This window comes from Acinetobacter sp. WCHAc060033, from assembly GCF_004209125.1.
GTDB lineage: Bacteria > Pseudomonadota > Gammaproteobacteria > Pseudomonadales > Moraxellaceae > Acinetobacter > Acinetobacter wuhouensis.
This window is the reverse complement of sequence record NZ_SGSW01000050.1, coordinates 1-23677: the sequence shown is the minus strand read 5'-3', so window position 1 is coordinate 23677 and position 23677 is coordinate 1. Positions and strand designations below refer to the sequence as shown.

The 23677-nt window shown below is 38.3% G+C and carries 25 protein-coding genes, 1 tRNA gene and 1 pseudogene; 19 read left to right on the top strand and 8 right to left on the bottom strand.

The window, feature by feature from the left end; genetic code table 11:
• The 5 genes and pseudogenes from EXE10_RS17400 to EXE10_RS17380 all read left to right on the top strand — a co-directional run.
• Window positions 1-277 (top strand): annotated as a pseudogene (locus tag EXE10_RS17400) (hypothetical protein); the annotation flags it as partial.
• A 90-nt stretch (window positions 278-367) separates the two neighbouring features.
• A complete protein-coding gene (locus tag EXE10_RS17395) occupies window positions 368-637 on the top strand; it encodes a hypothetical protein (RefSeq protein ID WP_130114215.1) in 270 nt (89 codons plus the stop codon).
• Entirely contained in the window at window positions 637-990 is a 354-nt protein-coding gene (locus tag EXE10_RS21980) for a hypothetical protein (RefSeq protein WP_228256857.1), read from the top strand. The genes EXE10_RS17395 and EXE10_RS21980 overlap by 1 nt, the downstream gene beginning before the upstream one ends.
• Entirely contained in the window at window positions 983-1345 is a 363-nt protein-coding gene (locus EXE10_RS17385; protein ID WP_130114214.1) for a hypothetical protein, read from the top strand. Before EXE10_RS21980 ends, EXE10_RS17385 begins: the two co-directional genes overlap by 8 nt.
• Window positions 1345-1533, top strand: a complete 189-nt coding sequence (locus tag EXE10_RS17380) for a helix-turn-helix transcriptional regulator (RefSeq protein ID WP_130114213.1) — start codon at window positions 1345-1347, stop codon at window positions 1531-1533. Before EXE10_RS17385 ends, EXE10_RS17380 begins: the two co-directional genes overlap by 1 nt.
• Here the strand turns inward: EXE10_RS17380 and EXE10_RS17375 are convergent.
• Together EXE10_RS17375 and EXE10_RS17370 are read right to left on the bottom strand one after the other, a co-directional pair.
• Window positions 1526-2761: a tyrosine-type recombinase/integrase gene (locus EXE10_RS17375; protein ID WP_130114212.1), complete on the bottom strand. Its 1236-nt coding sequence runs from the start codon at window positions 2759-2761 to the stop codon at window positions 1526-1528. The genes EXE10_RS17380 and EXE10_RS17375 overlap by 8 nt on opposite strands.
• Before the next feature lie 166 nt (window positions 2762-2927).
• A tRNA-Arg gene (locus EXE10_RS17370) sits at window positions 2928-3003 on the bottom strand.
• Between the two features lie 187 nt (window positions 3004-3190).
• On the opposite strand from EXE10_RS17370, the gene EXE10_RS17365 reads away from it, so the two are divergent.
• The 11 genes from EXE10_RS17365 (at window position 3191) to EXE10_RS17315 (ending at window position 14580) form a co-directional block, all read left to right on the top strand.
• Window positions 3191-4126 (top strand): ABC transporter ATP-binding protein, encoded by a 936-nt coding sequence (locus EXE10_RS17365; RefSeq protein ID WP_068973956.1) that lies wholly within the window; start codon window positions 3191-3193, stop codon window positions 4124-4126.
• On the top strand, window positions 4123-4896 hold the full coding sequence (locus EXE10_RS17360; RefSeq protein ID WP_087552960.1) for an ABC transporter permease: 774 nt from the start codon (window positions 4123-4125) through the stop codon (window positions 4894-4896). Before EXE10_RS17365 ends, EXE10_RS17360 begins: the two co-directional genes overlap by 4 nt.
• Window positions 4896-5720: an NADPH-dependent 7-cyano-7-deazaguanine reductase QueF gene (queF, locus tag EXE10_RS17355; RefSeq protein ID WP_130114211.1), complete on the top strand. Its 825-nt coding sequence runs from the start codon at window positions 4896-4898 to the stop codon at window positions 5718-5720. Before EXE10_RS17360 ends, queF begins: the two co-directional genes overlap by 1 nt.
• Window positions 5721-5738: 18 nt before the next feature.
• Complete coding sequence (locus tag EXE10_RS17350) at window positions 5739-6389, top strand: hypothetical protein (RefSeq protein ID WP_068973953.1); 651 nt, start codon at window positions 5739-5741, stop codon at window positions 6387-6389.
• Window positions 6390-6736: 347 nt separating this feature from the next.
• On the top strand, window positions 6737-7879 hold the full coding sequence (gene rodA, locus EXE10_RS17345) for a rod shape-determining protein RodA (RefSeq protein WP_130114210.1): 1143 nt from the start codon (window positions 6737-6739) through the stop codon (window positions 7877-7879).
• Window positions 7880-7958: 79 nt separating this feature from the next.
• Complete coding sequence (gene mltB, locus EXE10_RS17340) at window positions 7959-8960, top strand: lytic murein transglycosylase B (RefSeq protein ID WP_130114209.1); 1002 nt, start codon at window positions 7959-7961, stop codon at window positions 8958-8960.
• 286 nt (window positions 8961-9246) lie between these two features.
• Window positions 9247-9858: a septal ring lytic transglycosylase RlpA family protein gene (locus EXE10_RS17335; RefSeq protein ID WP_068973950.1), complete on the top strand. Its 612-nt coding sequence runs from the start codon at window positions 9247-9249 to the stop codon at window positions 9856-9858.
• A gap of 229 nt (window positions 9859-10087) precedes the next feature.
• Window positions 10088-11251, top strand: a complete 1164-nt coding sequence (locus EXE10_RS17330) for an MFS transporter (RefSeq protein ID WP_130114208.1) — start codon at window positions 10088-10090, stop codon at window positions 11249-11251.
• Between the two features lie 165 nt (window positions 11252-11416).
• Window positions 11417-13216 (top strand): amidohydrolase, encoded by a 1800-nt coding sequence (locus EXE10_RS17325; RefSeq protein WP_130114207.1) that lies wholly within the window; start codon window positions 11417-11419, stop codon window positions 13214-13216.
• A 78-nt stretch (window positions 13217-13294) separates the two neighbouring features.
• Window positions 13295-14017: a DUF4850 domain-containing protein gene (locus EXE10_RS17320; protein ID WP_165383040.1), complete on the top strand. Its 723-nt coding sequence runs from the start codon at window positions 13295-13297 to the stop codon at window positions 14015-14017.
• 116 nt (window positions 14018-14133) lie between these two features.
• Window positions 14134-14580 (top strand): DUF962 domain-containing protein, encoded by a 447-nt coding sequence (locus EXE10_RS17315; RefSeq protein WP_068973946.1) that lies wholly within the window; start codon window positions 14134-14136, stop codon window positions 14578-14580.
• Window positions 14581-14630: 50 nt separating this feature from the next.
• On the opposite strand, the gene EXE10_RS17310 is transcribed toward EXE10_RS17315, so the two are convergent.
• From EXE10_RS17310 to rpsB, 6 genes are all read right to left on the bottom strand, one after another.
• Window positions 14631-14945, bottom strand: a complete 315-nt coding sequence (locus EXE10_RS17310) for an AzlD domain-containing protein (RefSeq protein ID WP_130114205.1) — start codon at window positions 14943-14945, stop codon at window positions 14631-14633.
• A complete protein-coding gene (locus EXE10_RS17305) occupies window positions 14942-15688 on the bottom strand; it encodes an AzlC family ABC transporter permease (RefSeq protein WP_130114204.1) in 747 nt (248 codons plus the stop codon). The genes EXE10_RS17310 and EXE10_RS17305 overlap by 4 nt, the downstream gene beginning before the upstream one ends.
• A 501-nt stretch (window positions 15689-16189) precedes the next feature.
• Window positions 16190-17011 carry an AraC family transcriptional regulator gene (locus EXE10_RS17300; protein WP_068973943.1) on the bottom strand — a complete coding sequence of 274 codons (822 nt, stop codon included), beginning with the start codon at window positions 17009-17011 and terminating at the stop codon, window positions 16190-16192.
• Window positions 17012-17135: 124 nt separating this feature from the next.
• Window positions 17136-17678: a DUF3465 domain-containing protein gene (locus EXE10_RS17295; protein ID WP_130114203.1), complete on the bottom strand. Its 543-nt coding sequence runs from the start codon at window positions 17676-17678 to the stop codon at window positions 17136-17138.
• 172 nt (window positions 17679-17850) lie between these two features.
• Window positions 17851-18732: a translation elongation factor Ts gene (gene tsf / locus EXE10_RS17290; protein WP_068973941.1), complete on the bottom strand. Its 882-nt coding sequence runs from the start codon at window positions 18730-18732 to the stop codon at window positions 17851-17853.
• A 141-nt stretch (window positions 18733-18873) separates the two neighbouring features.
• Window positions 18874-19626, bottom strand: coding sequence for a 30S ribosomal protein S2 (rpsB, locus tag EXE10_RS17285; RefSeq protein WP_068973940.1), 753 nt, complete (start codon window positions 19624-19626; stop codon window positions 18874-18876).
• A 221-nt stretch (window positions 19627-19847) separates the two neighbouring features.
• On the opposite strand from rpsB, the gene map reads away from it, so the two are divergent.
• From map to EXE10_RS17270, 3 genes are all read left to right on the top strand, one after another.
• A complete protein-coding gene (gene map, locus EXE10_RS17280; RefSeq protein ID WP_130114202.1) occupies window positions 19848-20675 on the top strand; it encodes a type I methionyl aminopeptidase in 828 nt (275 codons plus the stop codon).
• 324 nt (window positions 20676-20999) lie between these two features.
• Window positions 21000-22112 carry an OmpW/AlkL family protein gene (locus EXE10_RS17275; protein WP_130114201.1) on the top strand — a complete coding sequence of 371 codons (1113 nt, stop codon included), beginning with the start codon at window positions 21000-21002 and terminating at the stop codon, window positions 22110-22112.
• 335 nt (window positions 22113-22447) lie between these two features.
• Window positions 22448-23551, top strand: a complete 1104-nt coding sequence (locus tag EXE10_RS17270; protein WP_130114200.1) for an OmpW/AlkL family protein — start codon at window positions 22448-22450, stop codon at window positions 23549-23551.
• Window positions 23552-23677: the final 126 nt, after the last annotated feature.

The following is a 23677-nucleotide window of genomic DNA, read 5'->3' as shown; positions in this document are numbered from 1 at the left end:
TCTTTATAAATACACAGTTGAATGGACTGAAGAACAACGCAAGCCTTTAATGTCTGCTATTACTAAGCGTTTAAATGAATTAAATGCTGATGCTCCTCCTGTCGAGCAACCTCCATCATTAATGGTCCAGATTCAAAATGCACCCGATCTTACGACTTTAAATGCTTTAGAAATTGATGTTTCAAGCCGTCATCCTGATATTCAGCCGAAATTAATGGGCTGTGTGAAAGCTCGTCGATTTGAGCTTGAAAACCAAGCTTCGTCAACAGTTTCGTAAATCTAATTCCGCCTATTCTTTTATCTGAGTAGAAGAATGGGCACAAATTTAACGGTAATTATTTATTTTAATAGAATTATGGTGGTTGTGATGGAAAATCAAATCAAAATTCAAGACATTAATATCAGCACGACACCAAGTGTTATTGCTCAAGATGTATTTAAAAAAGCTGTTTCACCAGTTATCGCAGTTTTAGAAAAAGAAGGTCGTGAGGCGGTAAAAGAATTCACCTTCTGTTCAATGTGGCTGGCAATGGGCTTATACATAAACAATTTAAGCACTTCGGACGCAGAGAAAGCATTAAACCATGCAACCTCAAATGTGATTAAAGAGCTTAAGAAAATGCGAGGTGAGGCGTGATGGATATTAAAAATATAGCTATTACAGCAACAATGGTTATTCAGTCCTTAGTAAAGCTTCTTGAAAATGAAGATGTTGATATTTCATCTATAAAATTCAAAGTTGGTTCTGAAAGCGAAGGATATGAAAGTCCTGAATTTGAATTGGAAAAGTTGATTAATTTGGCTTATAAGGGTTTGGAAAAGATAAAAGAACAAACCACCCCTGAAGGGTTTGTTTTGGTGCCGAGAGAGCCGACAGAAGACATGACAATATATGCAATAGATAATTGTGAGTACGACCTAGAACAAAGTGTTATGGCGAGTATTTATAAAGATATGTTGGAAGCAGCACAGGAGCAGAGTCATGATTGAGAAACCTCCAGTTGAAACACAAGAATGTCCTGTTCAAATGCCTGTATCTTACTTTGGGGCTATGTATCAAGACTCGCAGTGTATTGATGGATACTTGTGGGATTTAGATAGTGGTGATGGTGAATATCTTGATGTTGGTGGTGATATTCCTTGCCCATTTTGCAATCCAATTGATCATCTTAATTACATGAAAAATGACGATGAAACCACAGTTGTTTGTGATATTTGTTCTAGTGATTTAAATAAATTGCATTGGGCTGAAACAAACAAACCATCGGTTAAGTTGTATGGGTTTTGCGCCAAATGCGATTGTAATCAATGGGGTGCTTTTAAAGAAGAAAAGGAGGAAGGTTGATGGTTTTAACAGTACCACAAACACTAAAGCTTCTTCAGATCTCACGCACTACCTTATATAGAATGTTTGCCAGTGGTGAGTTGACTAAAATTAAGTTTGGTGATAGTCAGCGCTCAACCATTCGTGTCGAGCTATCTGAAGAGTTAGAAAAGAAGTATGAGAAGCAAATTCAAGCCCTTATTATTTAAGGGCTTTTTCTTTAAGTGAATCTAGATAATCAGACCACGCTTGCATCATAATCACACGCTCATCTAAATATTTTGTTCTATTGTATGCTCTGCCGTGCATGTCCCGCACTCTATGCCCAAGTTGTTGTTCAATGCGCTCAATTGGAAATTTCAAGACTTCATCTAATAAAGTTCGTGCTGTTGCACGAAAACCATGCCCTGTTGTTTCTCCGTTTTTAAAACCTAAACTTTTTAATGATTTATTAATTGTGCTATCGCTTAAGATCCTTGTTTTCCCCCAATGATTAGCAAAACAATATTCTGAGTTTCCAGTGATGTAATGTAACTCTTTAAATAAAGCTAAAACTTGCTTTGAGAGTGGCACTATTAATTGTGTGCCAGTTGAATTTTCAGTTTTGGCAGGCGTATAGGACCATACTGCATTCTCCAGATCTACATCTTCCCATTTTGCCATTCTAAGTTCACCTGGTCTCACAAAGACACGCGGCAATATTCTTAATATATAGCAGGTAATGATTGATCCTCGATTATCATATTGATCTATCTTAAGTAAGAGTTGCCCTAGTGCATCTGGATCAACAATTGCTGAATGATGCTTTCTTTGACCTGTCTTTAAAATACCTTGTATGTCGGCTGCGACATTTCTATCGCATAAGCCTAAAATAATTGCATATTTGAAAACTTGACTTGCTTTAGATCGCATACGTCTTGCAGCCTCAAACTTACCCTGTTTTTCATAAATCTGGCAAACAGTTAAAAGTTCACGTGCTGAAATTTCATGGATTGGGCGCTTACCAAGAGCATCAAATAAGTGTTGATAAGAAAATGCATTACGAGAAACAGTAGATGGAGCAAGATTTTCTGTTTTCATGAATTCACGTGCAACATGCTCAAATGTATTTGAGAGTGCATTTTTTGCGTGCTCTTCTTCTAATTTTTTCTCGATAGATGGATCTAGGTTTTCAGCGAGCATTTCACGGTATGAATCACGGTATCTACGTGCAGATGCTAATGTAATTTCAGGATATACGCCAATACTGAGTGTTGCTCTTTTTTTTGTAATTGGACGTACGTAATCAAAACGCCAATAAGTTCCACCTTTTTTGTCTAAAAATAAGTATAAACCGCCACCATCAGATAATTTTTTGATCTTATCTGGTGCTTTTTTGTGAGCTGCGATTTCTGCTTTGATCTTCGTGTCAGTGAGACTTACAACGAGTTTAGCCATTTTTAACGGTACATTTTTGATGGTTTTAACGGTATACCGTATAAAATACCGCAAAGACCGTGAAAAATTACGGTACATGATGGTACATAACGGTACAATTGATTTTATTGAATTCTTTTAATATAAAGGGTTTTGGTACTAAATGGAACTAGATGAAACATTAAGATGGTGCGCCCAGCGAGACTCGAACTCACTCCACAGGCTTCGGAAACCCGTACTCTATCCAGTTAAGCTATGGGCGCTTAAAAGAAGTGGGCACATCATAACAAAAAATCGTACTAGGTAAAGCATTTATAAAACAACTTGTTCAATTGCTGAGCAGGCTCTATACAACATCCTATATATGCAATGCAGAATTCCACCTAACTCACTTGGTTTATTGTTTGAGATCGCTCACAATACACACTCCAAAAACCAAGTGAGAATTTCATGACTGATGCGCTGACGTTAAGAGATTTATCGAAAACCTATCGCAATGGGTTCCAAGCACTCAAAGGAATCAATTTAACTGTTCCAGAAGGTGAGTTTTATGCACTCTTAGGACCAAACGGTGCGGGTAAATCCACAACAATCGGGATCATCAGTTCACTAACCCGTAAAACATCGGGTACAGTTGAAATTTTTGGGCATAATTTAGATACTCACCCATCCGATGCCAAACAATGCTTAGGTGTCGTTCCGCAAGAGTTTAACTTTGGTCAATTTGAAAAAACTTTTGATATTTTAGTCACCCAAGCTGGCTATTACGGCATTCCGAAAAAAATTGCAGAACAACGTGCAGAACACTATTTAGAAAAATTAGGGCTTTGGGAAAAACGTAATACCCAAGGACGTATGCTCTCTGGTGGTATGAAACGCCGTTTAATGATTGCTCGTGCGATGATGCATGAACCGAAATTGCTAATTCTCGATGAACCGACTGCGGGTGTCGACATTGAACTACGTCGTTCGATGTGGGACTTCCTCACTGAAATGAATGAGAATGGTACTTCTATTATTCTGACTACACATTATTTAGAAGAAGCTGAAATGTTGTGTCGTCAGATTGCGATCATTGACCGTGGCGTGATTAAAGAAGACACCTCGATGAAATCATTCTTGACGCAATTGACCGAAGAATCTTTTATTTTCGATTTAGAACATCCGATTGAACCATTGAATATTGAAATTATTGGTTTGAAATTTAATTTGGTTGATCCTTTAACTTTAGAAGTCACGATGGATCAAGCGCATTCTTTAAATGATTTATTCCAACTTTTAGAATCTCAAGGCATTCGTGTACGCAGTATGCGGAACAAATCGAACCGCTTAGAAGAGCTATTTGTGAAAATGGTTGAGAAGAATCTTGAAGGAGCAGCACAATGAATTTCACCCAACTCCGTGTTGCACTTTACACCCTAGTTTATAAAGAAATTCGCCGATTTATGCGGATTTGGCCACAAACTTTATTACCGCCTGCGATCACCATGAGCTTGTACTTTGTGATCTTTGGTAATTTGGTCGGTTCTCGCATTGGTCAAATGGGTGGATTCAGCTATATGCAATTCATCGTACCAGGCTTGATTATGATGGCGATTATTACCAATAGTTATGCCAACGTATCATCTAGCTTCTTTAGTGCTAAATTCCAAAAAAGCATCGAAGAACTGATCATGAGCCCTGTGCCTTTACACATGGTGCTATGTGGTTATGTGATTGGTGGTGTTTGTCGTGGTGTACTTGTCGGTGCAATCGTGACAGCAATGAGTTTATTTTTCACTGATTTAGCGATTCATAATATTTTCGTGACGATATATACAGTCATTGTGACTTCCCTATTATTCTCTTTAGGTGGGTTTATCAACGCTGTCTATGCCAAATCATTTGATGATATTTCAATTATCCCGACTTTTGTTTTAACACCACTGACTTATTTAGGTGGTGTATTCTATTCAATTAGTGCTTTAAGCCCATTTTGGCAAAATCTCTCTTTAGTCAACCCGATTGTATATATGGTCAATGCATTCCGTTTCGGGATCTTAGGTCATAGCGATGTCAATGTTTCGTTGTCTTTAATCATCGTGACACTTTGCTGTGGCGTACTTTACGGTATTGCTTACTATTTACTTTCTCGTGGTTCAGGAATGCGTGAATAATGTCTGTCGAACTTTCTTTATTAGGTAAAGACACCAATTACCCTACAACTTATCAACCTGACATCCTTTTCCCGATCTCGCGTGCAGAAGCACGTGAGCAATATGCGCATGTCGATGGCATATATAAAGGAAAGGATTGGTGGCATGTTTTCGAAATTTCTTGGTTAAATGCCAAAGGGATTCCACAAGTTGCGATTGGTCGTATTGCGCTACCTGCAACATCACCAAATTTGATCGAGTCAAAATCATTAAAGCTCTACTTTAATAGTATGAACTTCACCCAATTTGATTCGCAACAAGCTTTTATTCACACCGTTGAAAAAGACTTGTCCAATGCAGCACAAGCGCCTGTGACATTGACACTATTTCAAGTGGATGAGTTAGACATTGCCAAACCACAAGGCATTTGTATTGATGATCAAGAACCTGACCGCTTAGTCAATCATCCTGATGCAAGTCTTTTGGCATTGGATAATCAGGCGGATGAATCTGCGGAAAACGTTGATATTCAACTATATTCTCACTTACTCAGAAGTAATTGTCCTGTGACAGGTCAGCCAGATTGGGGCACTGTTTTTATCCGTTATCAAGGCAATAAACCTTGTTATCGGAGCATTTTAGCTTATATTATCTCTTATCGTCAGCATAACGGTTTCCACGAACAATGTGTGGAGCAAATCTTTGCCGATATTTGGCAAAATTTAAAACCTGAAAAGTTGATGGTTTATGCAACTTATACACGTCGTGGTGGTTTAGACATTAACCCTTGCCGTGTATCTGATGAATCATGGATGCCAAGCCCAATCCGATTGGCGCGACAATAAAACATTGAGGTTGAACACATGCCTTTTTTTGGTTTTGTACCTTCTGAAGAACTATTAAAGAACATTCAGACAGGTATCGAGAAAAAAAACTCTAACGAACCACTTTATCCTTTACGTGATCAAACAGCTTTGCTTATTAATGAAGAAATTATTGATACGCTTTTAGTTGAACTTGTTCGTCGCTTTCCAGAGAGCGACAAACGTGACACAGCTGAAAAACTTGCTGGATATGTAAAATCTACTGTTGCGGTTTTACTTAAGCAGTTATTGAGTAAAGCGGATAATAACGTTGTACGTGCTTCTGTCGAGTTTTCTGAACGTAGCTTATTTAAAGATCCACAAGGGCAATTCCGCGTTGGTGAATCTTTAGATGCAAATTTAATTACCAATTTAAAGAATAGTTTTGCTGAAGTTGCATCGGCTGGCGATACTAATCGTGCCGTACTGTCTGAGCAAATGAAGCAATTTGCAGATGCAACCATTAATCACTTCATGCGTGACTTCAATAAAACCCTAGATTTAGGCATGATCAAACGTAAAGGTGCAGATATTGGCGCGGCTGCGGTGGGTAAAGCTGTGCATATTGCAATTGATAAATTGATTCCAAGCTTAAATAAGGTTGAAATCAAAGCAGTTGCTGAATATTACGACACTTTATTTTTTAATTGATCGTTAAAATTTAATTGTTTTTTTTAATGAATAAGAATGCTCTCCATGATGAGGGCATTTTTATTTGCAATCACGTTCGCTTTAACAGCTTACTGATTATCAATTAAAAATCATAAGCTTAAAATTATTTAAGCAATCAATAAATAAAAAATAATTCCTTTAGTTTAATTTTTCATAATAGCAATCACATTGATAACTTAAAACATCCTTAATTCTTGCTTTTTAACATATTCAATTTGCTCATGAATAGTCGTAAACCATTGACTTCAACATTTACCATACGTTGCCATCAATAGGGATTGTGATAGCATGCCCGAGACACATTTTTATTGCACCAAAACAGACCAATGGATCCAAACGCTCAATATAAATTTTTACGGCAAGCACCTCGTGATGGTCTCAGCACATCCCAACTCCCTTCTCGTTGGCAAAAACTACATATTGACCCCTGGTTAAGTCTATTTTTACTTTTAAATGCCTTACTTGGTCTGACAGTTCTTTATAGTGCCTCTGCACAAGATATGGGGTTGGTCTCTAAACAAGCGATGAGTTTTGGAATCGGCTTTTTGGTCATGTTTGCTTTGGCGCAAGTACCACCCAAAGTTTACCAAGCCTTTGCGCCCTACTTTTACCTGTTTGGAATTGTATGCCTTGTCGCAGTCAAACTCTTCGGTGAAGTCCGTATGGGCGCACAACGTTGGATCGGAATCCCTGGTTTTGGCAGTGTTCAGCCCAGTGAGTTTTTAAAAGTGGGAATGCCGTTGATGATTGCGTGGTTTTTAGCACGCAACCCTTTACCGCCAAGTTTTAAAAATGTGTTCCTTTCTTTAATTATGATTGGAATTCCTTTTATCCTCATTGCAGAACAACCTGACTTAGGAACGTCACTACTTATCTTAGCCAGTGGTATTTTCGTGCTCTTTCTCAGTGGGCTGTCTTGGACGATGATTTTAGGTGCAATTGGTGCTGTCGCAGTCATTATTCCCATTGCATGGCAATTTTTACTGCATGACTATCAACGGCAACGTGTACTGACTTTAATCAATCCTGAAGCCGATGCCTTGGGCACAGGCTGGAACATTATTCAATCAAAAACGGCCATTGGTTCAGGTGGTTTTACTGGACGTGGTTACTTGGAAGGTACACAGTCCCATTTACATTTTTTACCAGAAGGTCATACAGACTTTATTATTGCAGCATTTTCTGAAGAGTTTGGACTCATTGGTATATTGCTTTTGATTACGATCTATTTTTGTATTATTTTTAGGACTTTCCAAATCAGTCTACAATGCTTTCATAACTTTGGTCGCCTAGTCGCAGGCACATTTGCTTTGTCATTTTTTGTTTATGTATTTGTAAATGCAGGCATGGTCAGTGGTATCTTACCTATTGTCGGTGTGCCATTACCATTTATGAGTTATGGCGGTACTGCTATTATTACCTTGATGGCGACTTTTGGCATCGTGATGTCGATTCATACACATCGTTAATCTTAATATTCGTTGCCCCAACCATCGGTAACTTTCACTTAAAGTCATTTTCAACATAAAGAATTAGGAAATATAACCTATGTTTAATTTAGGGTTTTTACAAAAGGTCAGAAATATATCTTTTTGTGCAGCTGCTTTTTCAGTAACCAGTTTTTGCCAAGCCAATGATTTTGCAAATAGCCCTGAATATAACAACTTTAAAGCAAAAACCATGCAAACCTATGGTTTAAGCAATGAACAAGTCGATTGGGCAATGAATGGTTCTCGCAACTTACCCAATATTATTAAGATTATGGATCGCCCAGGTGAAAGTAAACCTTGGTATCAATATAAAACTAACTTTTTAGCTGAAGGTACGATTCAAAAAGGCGTACGTTTTCAAAACCAATATGCAGATACCCTAAATCGCGCAGAACAGCAGTTTGGTGTGCCTCAGGAGATCATTCTTGGGATTTTGGGTGTAGAAACTGGATATGGGGCAAATAAAGGCTCATTCATCACTCGTGACGCGCTTGCAACACTCGGATTTGGTTATCCACGTCGTGCACAATACTTCCAAGATGAACTGGCGGCACTCATCGCTTGGTCATATAAAGATGGTGTTCCAGCAAATTCGATTGTAGGTTCTTATGCAGGCGCTGTTGGCTACCCACAATTCATGCCAAGTAATATTCCAAAGTTTGGTGTGGACTATGATGGCAATGGACACGTAGACCTGCGTAATTCAGCTGTAGATACGATTGGCTCGATTGCAAACTACCTTGCACAAAATGGTTGGCAACGCGATCAACCGATTGCATTTTTAGCGCGTTATGCAGGAACCAATCCTGAATCAATTATCGCGAAAGATCTCACTCAACCTGTTCCCTATGGCTCAATTAAAAATTTAGGCATCGCACCGCTCAATCCTGCGGTCAAAATTGATGATCTTGATTTGGTCAATGTTATTCAATTACAAGATGATTTTGGACCTATTTACTACATCACTTATCCAAATTTTCAGGTCATTACCACCTATAATAAAAGTCGCATGTACGCAACTGCGTTATGGCTTTTAGGAACTGAGATTACAAGCCGTTAGTGCTTGTAATTTCCTATACAACAAATAAGTCAAGAAATATATTCAACAAATTGGGTGTATTTCATACTAATTAAATATATTGTTACATTATTGTTTGTTTTTTAATCAAAACCTGTAAGAATTTGTCCTTTTTGTAACTATTATTTAAATAATACTAGACACTTTTATGATAGCTTGAATATTATCCTTTTCGTTAAATGCAGTTGCAAAAGTGAATTTACAGACCTCGTATGGTTAATTTTCAGCGACTTAGAAAGTTAAACATGGGGTTCCAAGGAGTTAAACGATGCATGCTTCACTCAAATATATGATAGCCCTGACCATGGGTTTGAGTATGACGCAAGTCAACTCAGAAATGGTTCAGTCATCATATTTAAACAATGATTCTGAAAGTTCGAGCTTGGCTTCTCGTGTGATTAGCAAAGACTCAACGAATTTTAATTCGCACTTTTCAAACCTAAACAGTTTGTCAATTACTGAACGTTCTGCCGACAAAGTTCGTCGTCAAACTATTGCAGCAAAAATTCAAGTACCTGAAGATGAGCCTTCAGTAATTGATAAACTTAATGAAGTTGCTTCAAACACAGTTCGCAAATTTAGTCAAACTGGTGTTGCATCTTGGTACGGTCGTCAATTCCACGGTCGTAAAACAGCAAGTGGTGAAACATTCGACATGAATGAATTAACTGCTGCCCATCGTAGCCTGCCATTGAACTGTTTTATTCGTGTGACGAATAAAGACAATGGTAAAAGTGTCGTGGTAAAAGTAAACGACCGCGGTCCATTCCACGGTAACCGTGTACTTGACCTCTCTTATGGCGCTGCGAAACGTTTAGGTATTACAAATTCAGGAACAGGACGCGTGAGCATTGAACGCGTTGATGGTCCAAACTCGTAAATCACGACTGCATGCATTTAACGAAGCCACTTTTTAAGTGGCTTTTTTAATGCTTCACCAAATCTACGTTTAGCATCGTAAATCTACCTTACATATTTGCATGTCCGATTTGCCCCCTTAACTGTGTCATACATTCCCCTTTTCTTTCGCTTCATTCAAGTTACAATCAGAATAGATGTACAGGACATACCCATCAAAATAAAACTGAAAATAACAATGTGAGCGAAACATGGATTCAAACCACTCTGTTTCTATCGGAAAAAATCCAGCACTTGCAAAAACAAGAAAAGTGATCGCGTTAGGCTTTGCCACTCAAGGTTTGGGATATGCCACGGTAATGACCGCACTCCCGACATTTAAAAATCGTTTTAAACTTTCTGAAGACCTACTTTCAATCATTATTTTAGGTGTCTGTATCGCAGCAGCACTAGGTTCTGTTTTGGCAGATCGCCTTGCGGTAAAACTCGGTTCAAGATTTGCCATCGTGATAGCTTTTATTTTTGAAGCAATCGGAATTGCTGTTGCGGCATTCAGTTCAAGTGTTACGGTCATGGTTGCCAGTTTTCTACTGTACGGACTTGGACTCGGGTGTTTAGATGCTGCTTTAAACATGCAAGCCGTGATGGTGGAGCAACGTCTTGGGAAAAGTGCATTAGGCGGTTTCTTTGCTTGTTATACCGCAGCCGCTTTTTTAGGTGCCATGATCATGTCTGCAACAGTATCGACAAGCTTTGGTGCGACCACAGCATTATTCATTGCTGTAACTATTGCCCTCATGACTGCACTGTGTTCTAAAAAATGGCTTTTTCAACAGAAAGAAAATGCTGCTGTTATCCCAGAAACCAAAAATCCTATTCCACAAAAACAGTTATGGATTTTTGGTCTAATCATACTCATTGCATTTACGATTGATTCTGCGATCAGCACTTGGAGCTCAATCTACCTGAAAGATGTATTGGCAAGTTCAGCAACAGTTGCCCCACTTGGTTATGCAGCTTATCAAATCGGTATTCTCATTACTCGGTTAAGCTTAGATTTTATTTTAAAATTTAAAAATGCTGCATGGCTTGCTGCCACCACAATTTTAATTGGTGCGATAGGCTGTGCAATCGCAGGAATTGGGCATTCTCTCACCTTTGCAATTTTAGGCTTCGCACTCGCAGGCGTTGCTGTAGGCGCTTTAGTACCACTGACTTTTTCTGCTGCAGGACACTTGGATGAAAATCGCCGTGATGAAGTCATCGCACGAGTGAATATTTTCAACTATGGTGGTGCTGTCGCAGGTGCGGTCATCGTCGGTTTACTGGCTGCCCCGATTGGCTATGGCCCTTCGCTCATCGCTTTGGCACTTTGTTTACTGGCTTTGCTACTTTTTAGAAAAAAGTTGATTTAGTTCAAACCGTATTAATACGATGCAAACCTTACATCCTCACACAATAAAATAGGTGAATAATAATCCAATTTCCTATACTTGGATTGAATTGTTTGTTAGTTTAATCAGGATAAGTCGTTAGATATATTCAAATAGAGCAATACTAAAAGTTAGGGGTGAGTCATTATGTTTCAGTGGAATTCATTCAAACTCGGTCAATTCATTGCACCTATCATTTGCATAAGCAGTTTTAGCCTTTTGAGTGGCTGTACCCATTTCTCGCAAACTCAAAATAATGCACAGCCCAATGTCACGATCCCCCCAAACACATCGAGCAAACTTTTTTATGGTGGCTCGATTTTGACCATGCAAGGAATGTCTCCCCACTATGTGGAAGCCCTCTTAATCAGTGACGGAAAAATCACTTATGCAGGAAGTCTAAAACAAGCAAAACAGCTCAAACAAAGCAACACTGAAGAAATCAATCTTAATCAACACACCCTTTTACCTGGATTTATTGATGCACATAGCCATTTAAATAGTGTCGGTCTACAACAAACGGTTGCCAATCTATACCCCACCCCAGATGGGACAGTGACCAATATTGCTTCTTTAATTCAAGCCATGAAAGACTGGCAAGCAAAAAATCCAGCATTCATTCAAGCCGCTTCAGGTTGGATCATTGGCAATGGTTATGATGATGCTCAAATTGATGAGAAACGCCACCCCACTGCGGATGATTTAGATAAAATCTCGACCACACAACCGATTATCATCTTGCATCAATCTGGGCATCTTGCTTCAGTCAACCATAAAGCCTTAGAAATTTTAAAAATAAATAAAGATACGCCAAATCCTGATGGTGGCATTATTCGTCGTAAAAACAATAGCCAAGAGCCCGATGGAGTTCTAGAGGAATCCGCTGTATTTTCTGCAATGGGCTTTGCTTTTAGCAAAGTCCCCCCTGAAATCATGCAAAATATGGCGAAGACTGCTTTAAAAACCTATATTCAAAATGGTTATACCACTGTACAAGAGGGTCGTGCAGATGCGGGAACTTCTGAAATGTGGCGTAGTTTTGCCGATATAGGTCAACTCCCCATAGATGTCGTAGTCTATCCTGACATTATGAATGAAAAAGCGTATATGCTTAAAAATGGCAGTAGCTTGAATTACCAAAACCATTTTCGAATTGGTGGAGTGAAAATTAGTCTAGATGGCTCACCACAAGGTAAAACAGCATGGCTCACAAAACCCTATCTGATTCCACCTGAAGGCAAAGCTAAGGACTATCGTGGCTACCCTGCTTATCCAAATATCAAAACTGTGCAAGATGCCATTAACTTAGCCTATCAAAATCATTGGCAAATTTTGGCGCATGCCAATGGTGATGCAGCAATTGACCAATATATTCAAACGATTGAATCAGCAAATGCGCAATATGGTAAACAAGATCGTCGTAATGTCATTATTCATGCGCAAACCATGCGTGAAGACCAATTGGATCGTGCAAAAGATTTAGGGCTAATTCCATCTTTCTTCTCCTTACATACATATTACTGGGGAGATTGGCATAAACATGAAACGTTAGGTGCTGAACGGGCAAATCGTATTTCCCCAACAGGCTCTGCTTTAAAACGTGGCATGATTTTTACTGAACATCATGATGCTCCTGTCATTCCACCGAAAAACATGATGGTGATTGATGCGACAGTCAATCGAACCACGCGCTCTGGTGATGTATTGGGTGAAGAGCAAAAAGTTAGCCCCTATATTGCTTTAAAAACGGTTACAGATTGGGCGGCATACCAATATTTTGAGGACAAAACCAAAGGCACGTTAGAACAAGGGAAATTGGCTGATTTAGTGGTTTTGGATCAAGATCCTCTGAAAGTTCCATCTCAACGCATCAAAGACATTAAAATTGTCGCAACCTATAAAGAAGGTCAAAAAATTTACCACTTAGTGCAACCCACTCAACAGTAAAAACGCAAAGAAGAAAAAAATATGAAGCTTCAGAAAATAATAAAAAGAAAAACTTTAGCGAATCACATAATTGCAAGCATGTGCGTACTCCTTTCTATCGGATACGCACATGCAGGTTCTGATATTTTCAAACCCTCTTTTCCGCAATATGATCCTTCACCCAATATTCACTATGCGATGAAAATTGAAAATATCGGTATGGTGCAGTTGAAACGAAATAAAGTCGCAGCAATCGGTGTTGCAATTGCGAATCCATTTTCTGATGATGAAAAGTACTACCGCGATTATAACGATTGCAAAGTTAAATCGTGTAAGCTCAATTTTGATTTATCAGAATCATTGTCTTCTAAATTCAAAATTGTTTATTTTCCAGGAATTGGTGAAATATTAGCGCCTAAAGATTGGAAAATCATGAACGCAGATATGGGGCCGTCAGGTGTTGCAGCTGCAATGCTGATGAGCCCAAAACAAGATGAAGCCATTACTGTATATAATTCTTCAATTTGTGCAGGCTGTGGTATGCGTCCTGCAACGCTTTATTTTCCGAATTTAACCAAAGAGAGTGTCAAAAATGAATATGGATATGTCAGCGACCCACATAAATATCTCACCATTGTTCGACCACGAAAAAATTTAGCATATTTTAGTTATCAAATTCCAAACTACCCGAATAAGACACATGGCATCGCCTATTATTATTCGGATGGTGATTTTAATTTTCAAGAAATCCAAGTGACGTTAAAACCACAGAATCAGGCTTTAGCAACACCGATTCTGAATTTCTACCAAGCAACACATTAAAGTATTTTCATTGACCTTAAATACAGAACTTAATGTCAGTTGAGATTTTGACCATATTTCGGTTCTGGTATATATTTTCAAACAAGATAGAAAAATGATTACACAAGGATAGAACGATGAAAACAATTACTGAATGGTTTGATGAATATAGCGAAAGCCATCAAAACAAAACCAATAAGATGATTCACTGGGCTTGTGTTCCTGCAATTCTATTTGCCATCATTGGTATTTTGGCTCACTTTAGCGCGACACTCACGGCATTGATCATTGTGCTGACCTTAGTATTTTATGCACGCTTAGATCTCGTTTTAGCCGTTGCGATGGTCGCACTTGTTGCTATTATGGCGTGGGTGATTTACTTACTTCCAGTTGGCGTAGGATTCTATATTGGCGTTTTTGTTCTGGCTTGGATTGGACAATTTTATGGTCATAAAGTTGAAGGAAAGAAACCGTCTTTCTTTAAAGACCTCCAATTCCTCCTCATTGGCCCTGTATGGTGTATGGACGCCTATTTGGCTAAAGTATTGCCTAAATGGAAAACACGCCAAAAACTGGCTGTTTAACGCAAAATAAGCATAAGGGAAATTTTCAACAAAATTTCCCTACTTTTCTATCAATTCAATAGATAAAATAAACCATAAAAACACAATAAACTTAACCCAAGATTCAACAAAATTTTCTTGGAAATAAGTGCCAAAATTACACAAATCACTGCCGTTAAAAAATAAGCATCTAATGGCAAACTACGGAATTGATCACCATTAAAAAATACAATCGGTGCACAAATCGCAGTCAGTAAACACGGTGCTGAATACTGCAACATCTGTTCAATAAATTGAGGCAATTTGAAGGCAAATTTAGGTTCAAGAAAAATATAACGATTTAGAAATACAATCACCGCCAAACTGAGCAATAAAGTCCACGTCATTTTTGCGCTCCTTTATTTACAGTGCCGATAATTTTTGCCGTATACATTGCACTCAACATCCCGAGAATACCTGACAACACTAGTCCACCCTCAAATTGGAAATATTTAAAAATACAGGCAAATATTAAAGTGCAAATCACACCAACTAGCGTGGCTCTGTTTTTGATCATTGGGACAATAATCAGAATAAATACAGCGACAATCGAAAAATCTAAATGTAAATTTTCTAAATTCGGGATGGATTGAGCTAGTAAAATACCCAACAAACTAAATAAGCACCAAGCCAAATAAAAACATAAACCTGCACCAAATAGATATGCAAATGTACGCTGCTTATTTTCACCAATCCCAACGGCAAATAATTCGTCGGTTAATAGAAATCCAATACTCAAGCGCTGTTTTAAGGGAAACTGTACAACATCTTTGCGAAAGTTCAGCGCATAAATCAGATGTTGACTGGTTAAAAAGAATATCGTGATCAGAATCGTCCATACTGAAGCATCTGCCATCACCAATCCCAAACTCACCAATTGTGCTGCACCCGCAAAGACTACAGCCGACATGGAAAATGCCTGAGCAAAAGTTAGTCCAGCATTGATCGCCATCGACCCAGCTAAAATCCCCCACGGCAAAACTGCAATGGATAAAGGCAGAATATCAAGTACACCTTGGAAAAATGCTTTCTTATTGAGTGTGGATTGTGATTGCGCCACAATACTACAGGGTTCAGATGGACTACTCATTTCTAAAATCTCAAACGCTAGACAATCTAAGTATCCTGAAAATAATTGCTGATGACTTGAACAAAATTGCTATTTAGGATTTTAAGTACTGATATTACGCAATCACATGAAAACTTACTCTGAACCTTGAAGAATATTGATACGCGAAAACGTCATCCGCAACTGTTTGAGGCATGAGCCAATCATGGCGCAAGAATTACAAATTAATGTTTCTGCGATGTATTTGAAGACTTGACGGATATCGACGAGTTTTGCAGGAATATCCTCAAAATATATTCTGAGTGCGCAAGGTAGTTTTCTTGCGAAGCTTCGCTTCTAATATTCCCGAAATGAGAAATATATTTCGTAAGGTAAGTCCAACCGAAGGCTAATCCTGAAATCTAAACGCTCGATGTAAGACTCCGCCTTGCAAGCTTTAAAGTAGTCTTTAAAAGATAGTTTTCTTTTAAAACACGTCACATCAGTTCAATGCTAAAAAATAGATTCTTATCCACAATCAAATTATAAATTCAAAGTACTCAAATACTGCGTAGGTGTCACACCCATTGCTTTTTTAAAATGCCGATTAAAGTGACTTTGATCTGAAAACCCACAATTTTGCGCAGTCATTGCGATATTCATGCCCTGTTTTAATAATTGTTGGGCTTTACGTAAACGAATTTGTACTAACCAACTGTGCGGCGGCAAACCTGTGTATTTTTTAAACTCACGTAAAAAATGCCACGGACTCAGCCCCACATGATTGGCTAAATCCGTCAGTGAATAATCATGTTCAGGAAAACTGCTTAATAAATCTTTGACCAACTCAACTTTACGCTGTGCTTCAGGCAATTCTGCTTGGGTTAATTTGGCACGACCATAACGACCAATCAAACGCGCCAATGTAGATAAATACATGCTTTCTTTTAACAAGGCATTGTCTTTTTGTTCTAATAAATCAAAGAGTAATGATAATTGTTGCGCCAATCCAATATCATGCACAACTGCACTAGGAAACCACGGCACGCTATTTTTAACGGTGAAAAAATCTTGTCCAGCATCCAATAACATCTCAGGTGTTGGATAAATCGCACGATATTTCCAACCCGATTCAACCGCAGATGAACCTGTATGAATTTCATCTGCATTGACTAAAATAATATCGCCTTTAGGAGCTGTATGTAACTGTCCAGTCCGAAAAAAACTTTGCGCACCCTCTTCAATCACACCGATGCAATAACCTTCATGCACATGCTTTGAAAATTGCTTTTGATGATATTGCGCTTTTAATAGCTCTAATCCACCCAACTCTTTTAGGTGGAAATAGTTTGCCCACTCCAGCATGCCTTCGATTCAAATATTTTACTGACGCATTAAAATAGCATGCTTAAACACAAGGTATAGAACAAAATTGCTATCGCAAGATAAATTTAAAACCAGTGGTTTAGGTCTTTTGGTAAATCTCAACTCATTGATAAGTTTTTCCATTGTGCTTCAACCATCCATTCGTATGGCGACGACTTGGATCATGATGTGTCCAATGCATTACTCCACCTTGGTTGCTATATTCATACTCACCAAAAAACTCCACCATATCGCCTTTTTTCAAATTCTCAATACGTGGCGCTAAATCAATATTATGTGCGACTAGTACGGTTAAACCATTATCTAAAGAAAGAATGAATTTTTGGTGACGTGAACCTTCGTTATCATCTCTTAATATTGCTTTAACTTTACCAATAGATTGAACCTGAACATTGCTAAGTTTTTTATCATAGGCTTTACGAATAACCTCTAAGCCATGCTGATTTTGACTGTTTGAATGTGATTCAATATCTGTATGAGTCGCTGTTTGAGTCTGTGTATTTTTAGAATTATCAATTTGATGCTGTTGAGAAGATTCGGCTTGAGCTTGCGAATTGTTTTTTGATTGATTGGAATCCATACCAAAATACGCTGCTGCCAATAATGCGATTGCAGCACCAATGCCGAGTTGAGTTTTATTCGCCATAAAATATGTGTCTAAACAATTTGATCTTTATAATTATACGAGAATCATCAACTTGATTTGTAATAAATCCGTTTTCAAATATAGCTTACAGCGACATCATATATTTAAAAGTTCTGATACAAAAAAACCCCTCAACAGTGAGGGGTTCTTTCATTTTACTGATTCAGTAAAATTATTGAGCAGCAGCGGCAGCTTGAGCAGCAGCAACTTCATCAGCAAAGCTCATTTCAGCTTTTTTCTCAATACCTTCACCTACTTGGAAGCGAACGAATTGAGCAACTGTAGTACCTGTAGCTTTAAGTACGTCAGCAACTTTTTTCTCGTTGTCGATTACATACATTTGACGCTCAAGTACAACTTCGTTCAAGTATTTTTCAACTGAACCAGTCACCATTTTTTCAACGATGTTCGCTGGTTTACCAGATTCGATCGCTTTTGCTTCTGCAATTTCTTTCTCTTTCGCGATAAGCTCAGCAGAAACGCCTTCAGCAGTAACAGCAACTGGGTTAAATGCAGCAACGTGCATTGCAACGCCTTTACCAGTTTCAGCATCACCTGCGTAAGAAACTACAACACCGATACGTAAACCGTGTTTGTAAACTGCAAGGTTGTCGCCTTCAACGATTGTTGCACGACGAACTTGGATGTTTTCACCGATTTTTTGAACAAGTGCAATACGCGCTTCTTCTACAGTTGAACCGTCAGCAAGTTTCAATTCAGCAATTTTAGCAGCGTCAGTTTCGTTTGCAGCCAAAGCAGCAGCAGCAACTTGTGCAGAGAAACCAGCAAAGTTTTCGTCTTTAGCAACGAAGTCAGTTTGACAGTTCACTTCTAAAAGAAGTGCTTTGTTGCCTTCTTGAGCAATTGTGATTGCGCCATCAGCAGCAATGTTACCAGCTTTTTTAGCTGCTTTTGCTTGACCAGATTTACGAAGGTTATCAATCGCTAATTCGATGTCACCGTCTGCTTCTGTTAATGCTTTTTTGCATTCCATCATTGCAAGACCAGTACGGTCACGTAATTCTTTTACCATGCTCGCAGTAACTGCAGTCATGTTGTTCTCCTAAATACGGGTAGAATATGAATCTGTTCAACAAAAACGGCCCAAAGGTACCTCTGGGCCGTTTTGCTTTCTCGACGCTCAATTTGTCATCATTTTAAATCACAAAAATGACAAGCTTGCGTCAAAAACGCATTAAGCCTCAGGAGCTTCTTTCGCAGCTTCTTCGCCTTTAGCTTGAGCATTTGCTTGAGTTTGAGCGTATTCTTTACCAGCAAGAATCGCATCAGCCATAGCAGAAGCATAAAGAGTTACAGCACGGATCGCATCATCGTTACCAGGAATAACGAAATCTACGTTATCTGGGTTAGAGTTTGTATCAACGATACCGATTACTGGAATACCAAGGTTCTTAGCTTCTTTAATAGCGATCGCTTCGTGATCAACGTCGATGATGAACAATGCGTCAGGTAAACCACCCATGTTCTTAACACCGCCTAAAGAGCGTTCAAGTTTTTCCATTTCACGAGTACGTTCTAATGCTTCACGTTTAGTAAGTTTAGCAAAAGTACCATCTTGTGATTGAGTTTGAAGATCTTTCAAACGGTTGATTGACTGACGAAGAGTTTTCCAGTTAGTCAACATACCACCCAACCAACGGTGATCTACATAAGGTTGACCAGCGCGTTGAGCTTGTTCACGGATGATGTTAGAAGCAGCACGTTTAGTACCAACGAACAATACTTTGTTCTTTTTGCTTGCTAGGTTGTTAACGAAATTCAAAGCATCGTTTAACGCAGGAACAGTGTGTTCAAGGTTGATGATGTGAATGCGGTTACGCGCACCAAAAATGTATTGACGCATTTTTGGGTTCCAGAAGCGAGTTTGGTGACCAAAATGCGCGCCAGCTGTAAGAAGGTCGCGCATGCTTACGTTGTAATCTGCCATTTTCTATATACCTTAAAGTTTGGGTTAGGCCTCCATATGTCCAGCATTCTCCACCCTTACGGGCACCCAGAGATATGTGACGACATATGTGCGGATTTTTAAATTACCCTGATCAATATTTCCGTAAACCTTTCATAAAGAAAGTAACAGAAAGCATTTGATAATTTGGGCGGCTATTTATACCATAGTCACATACAAATTTCCAAAAGTTTTTAAAGATCATGAACAGTACTTACGAAGCTCCCCGTCGATTAATCAAAACCGCAGATGAAATTGAAAAAATGCGCGTTGCTGGTCGCTTGGCTGCAGAAGTTTTGGATATGATCAAACCGCATATCAAACCAGGTGTTTCTACACTTGAATTGGATACGATTTGTCATGACTATATTGTCAATAAGCAAGATGCGATTCCTGCTTGTTTAGGTTATGGCGCGGCACCTGGTCGTCCAGCGTTTCAACATGTCATTTGTACTTCTGTGAACCATGTGGTTTGTCACGGGATTCCATCTGAAAGTAAAATTTTGAAAAAAGGCGATATTCTCAATATTGATGTGACTGTGATTAAAGATGGTTATCACGGCGATACCAACATGATGTATGTCGTGGGTGGTGAAACATCTATTATTGCGGATCGCCTATGTAAAGTTGCCCAAGAAGCCATGTACCGTGGTATGGAAACAGTAAAACCAGGTTCAACGATTGGTGATATTGGTGCTGCCATTCAAAAATATGTTGAATCAGAACGTTTCAGTGTAGTTCGTGAATATTGCGGTCACGGCATCGGAACTGTGTTCCATGATGAGCCTCAAGTGCTGCATTATGGTCAAAACAATACAGGGATGGTGTTAGAAGAAGGTATGACCTTTACCATCGAACCGATGGTCAATGCAGGTGTTTGGCAGACTCGTTTAATGGGTGACAAATGGACTGTTGTGACTAAAGACCATAGTTTGTCTGCACAGTATGAACACACCCTACTGGTCACTAAAGATGGTGTTGAAGTGCTTACTGCTCGCCCAGAAGAAGATTTATCTCGCTTCCAAAAATAAGTAAGTCATTGACTTAAGCAACATATCGAATTGAAAAAAGGTCATCTTAGGATGATCTTTTTCATTTTAAAATAGATAACAATTAAACTTAATAATATGATTTAATTTAATTAATTTATAAACTTTATCAAAAGTAAAATGTAATATTCTTGTAAAATAGTTACCTAAAGCCATTCATTCTTCAACCAATAATGAATAAAACCGTAAAAAAATAACATTCACTAAATAAAAAGCCTTCTAATGCCTACATAAATTTACCCTCAATAATTTTAATAATAAAAACCTATAAAAATTAGTATCAATTTCGGACATGGAGTCCAATCTATGAAAAAAACCTTATTTTGTATTGCAACAGTGTGTTCTGCTGTTCCAACAATGAGCTATGCCGATTCACCTTATTTTAGTTTTAAAGATGGTGATGGATTTAAGCGTTTTTCCGTATCTGTGGGCGCACTTTATGTAAAGCCAACAGGTAAAGCACAGCCCATTCAGATCAACACTTCTGTTGCCGAAGGTGAAAAAACCAAAGTGGGTGATGTAAAAATGGATTCAGTACTTGGTGCTATTGATGAAAGCAAACCCAATGCAACAACTAAAAAAAACCTATTAAAGACAGCAGTTGATTTAGATTTATTAGGGTTGATCTCATACAAAGAAGGAGACACTAAATATTTAAAATCGAATGTCTCAGGTGAAGCTACAATTAATGGTCTTTCACAATGGGAAGCTCAAGGAACAGGTTTAGAAGCGGATGATGTCGCGACACTAGGGATCATGTCTAATTATTTCTTTACCGATAATATCTCACTCGAAGTTAAAGCTGGTCTCCCTCCCAAAGTAGATATTATTGGTAAAGGTCAAATCTACGCACCACTCACAGGCATTGCCTCACCGACTGGTGTTGGAGCAATTATTGGTGATTTACCACTGAAGAAGGATATTGCAATTACAGATCTCAGTGCACAGGATAAAGCTGCTTCTGCACGCGCTTGGACACCTGCTTTTGAATTTCAATATCACTTCGGCAAAACAGGTGTAAATAAATTCCGCCCTTATATTGGCGTCGGGATGATGTATGCATATTTTAACGAATTAGAATTAAATAAAACCATTGAACAAGATTTGATCAATGCTGGTCACATGTTGATTAATATGAAAGACAATCAAGCAGGCGCAGCCTTAGATGGTAAGAAAAGTTCGGGGAATCCTAAAGTTAAACTCGAAGCAGATGATGCATTTGCCCCTGTAGCCACAGTAGGTTTTACTTATGATTTTAATGACCGCTGGTTTGCAGTAGGTTCTGTGTCTTATGCTCAGCTAAAAGGTAAAACTCAAATCACCATTTCTGATGAAAAATATGGCGAACTTATTAATGCCAAAACAGACATCGAGATTAACCCCATTTTAGGTTATGCAGGCGTCGGCTATCGTTTTTAATCTGATCAGACTAAGTATCTCGTAGTGCAATAAATAATCATCTATTTTTATCTAAAATTTAATATAAAAACCATATAGTTAGACTATTTGGTTTTTATTTTTTGGCAATTTGTTTCATAAACTGACATTTATTAACAATAAGTTAACTTTTTTTATAAAACGTACTTAACAAAAATAACCAACTGTATTTTAAAAACTTTTTTTTAAATAAAATCAAAAGTCCGTTATGCCCCCCATGTGGCTTAAAAATACACCCTCCTTATCATCTGTAACTTCTTCTTTAATGAATTCTCTTTGAAAAATAAATTGAATCAAAAAAAGAGAAGGACATCTCAATGAAAACTTCAAAAATTTTTATGGCATTGATGCTTATTCCAACAGTGTCATTTGCTAAATCCCCATTGTTTAGCATGAAAGAAGGTGATGGTTTTAAACGCTTTTCAATTTCCGCTGGTTGGCTCCATGTTATGCCTCAAGGTAAAACAAATCCGATCAGAGTAACAACGCCAATTAAAGAAAAAACACGTGTAAAAGTTGGTGAAGTTTCAGTGGATTCGGTAAAAACATCCATCGACACCTCAACCGATGAAGGGAAAAAACAATATGCCAAATTTGAAAGTATTTTAGGTGTAGGTGAATTTTTTCAATTGATTAAAAATGGTGTGTTACCTGCCAACTTGAGTGGCGAGTCTGAAATCAATGGTTTATCTCAATGGACAGCAGCAGATACAGGTCTCGAACCACAAGATGTAGATACACTTGGAATCATGTCGAAATATCAATTTACTGACAACTGGGCACTTGAAATGAAAGGCGGAATTCCCCCAAAAGTTGATATTAAAGGTAAAGGGAAAATTTATTCACCTATGCGGGGAACAGCCTTTCCAAGTGATACCTCTAAGTTCTTCGGCTTAGGTGAAATGCCATTAAAAAAGGATATTTTTATCACTGACCTATCAGCACAAGACGTTGTTTCTACGGCACGTGCTTGGACACCTGCATTTGAACTGCAATATCAATTTGGCAAATCAGGAGTTAATAAATTCCGACCTTATCTAGGTGTCGGCGTGATGTACGCATACTTCAATGAATTAAAAACCCACCCTGCAGTGCAGGCAGATTTAATCGCTTCTGGGCATATGGTGCAAAATATTCTCGATAATAATGCAGGTGCGTCACTCGATAAAAAAACTTCATCTGCTAATCCAAAAATCAAAGTCAAAGCTGATGATGCCTTTGCCCCAATTGTCACTGCTGGATTTACTTATGACATCACACCAAGTTGGTTCGCGGTTGCTTCGGTATCCTATGCCAAATTAAGCAATGATATTAGTATCGATGTGGTCAATCAAAATAATGGTCAAGTTTTAAATCATGCCACTACAACCATTGATACAGATCCATTATTAACCTACATGGGTATTGGTTATCGTTATTAAACTTCAGCAACGATACTACAATCAAAAAAAGAACAAATACGATGTATTTGTTCTTCATTTCAAACAATTGCGGATGACGTTATCGTGTATCCACTTTATATGATAAAGCAAAAGGTTTTTTTATAT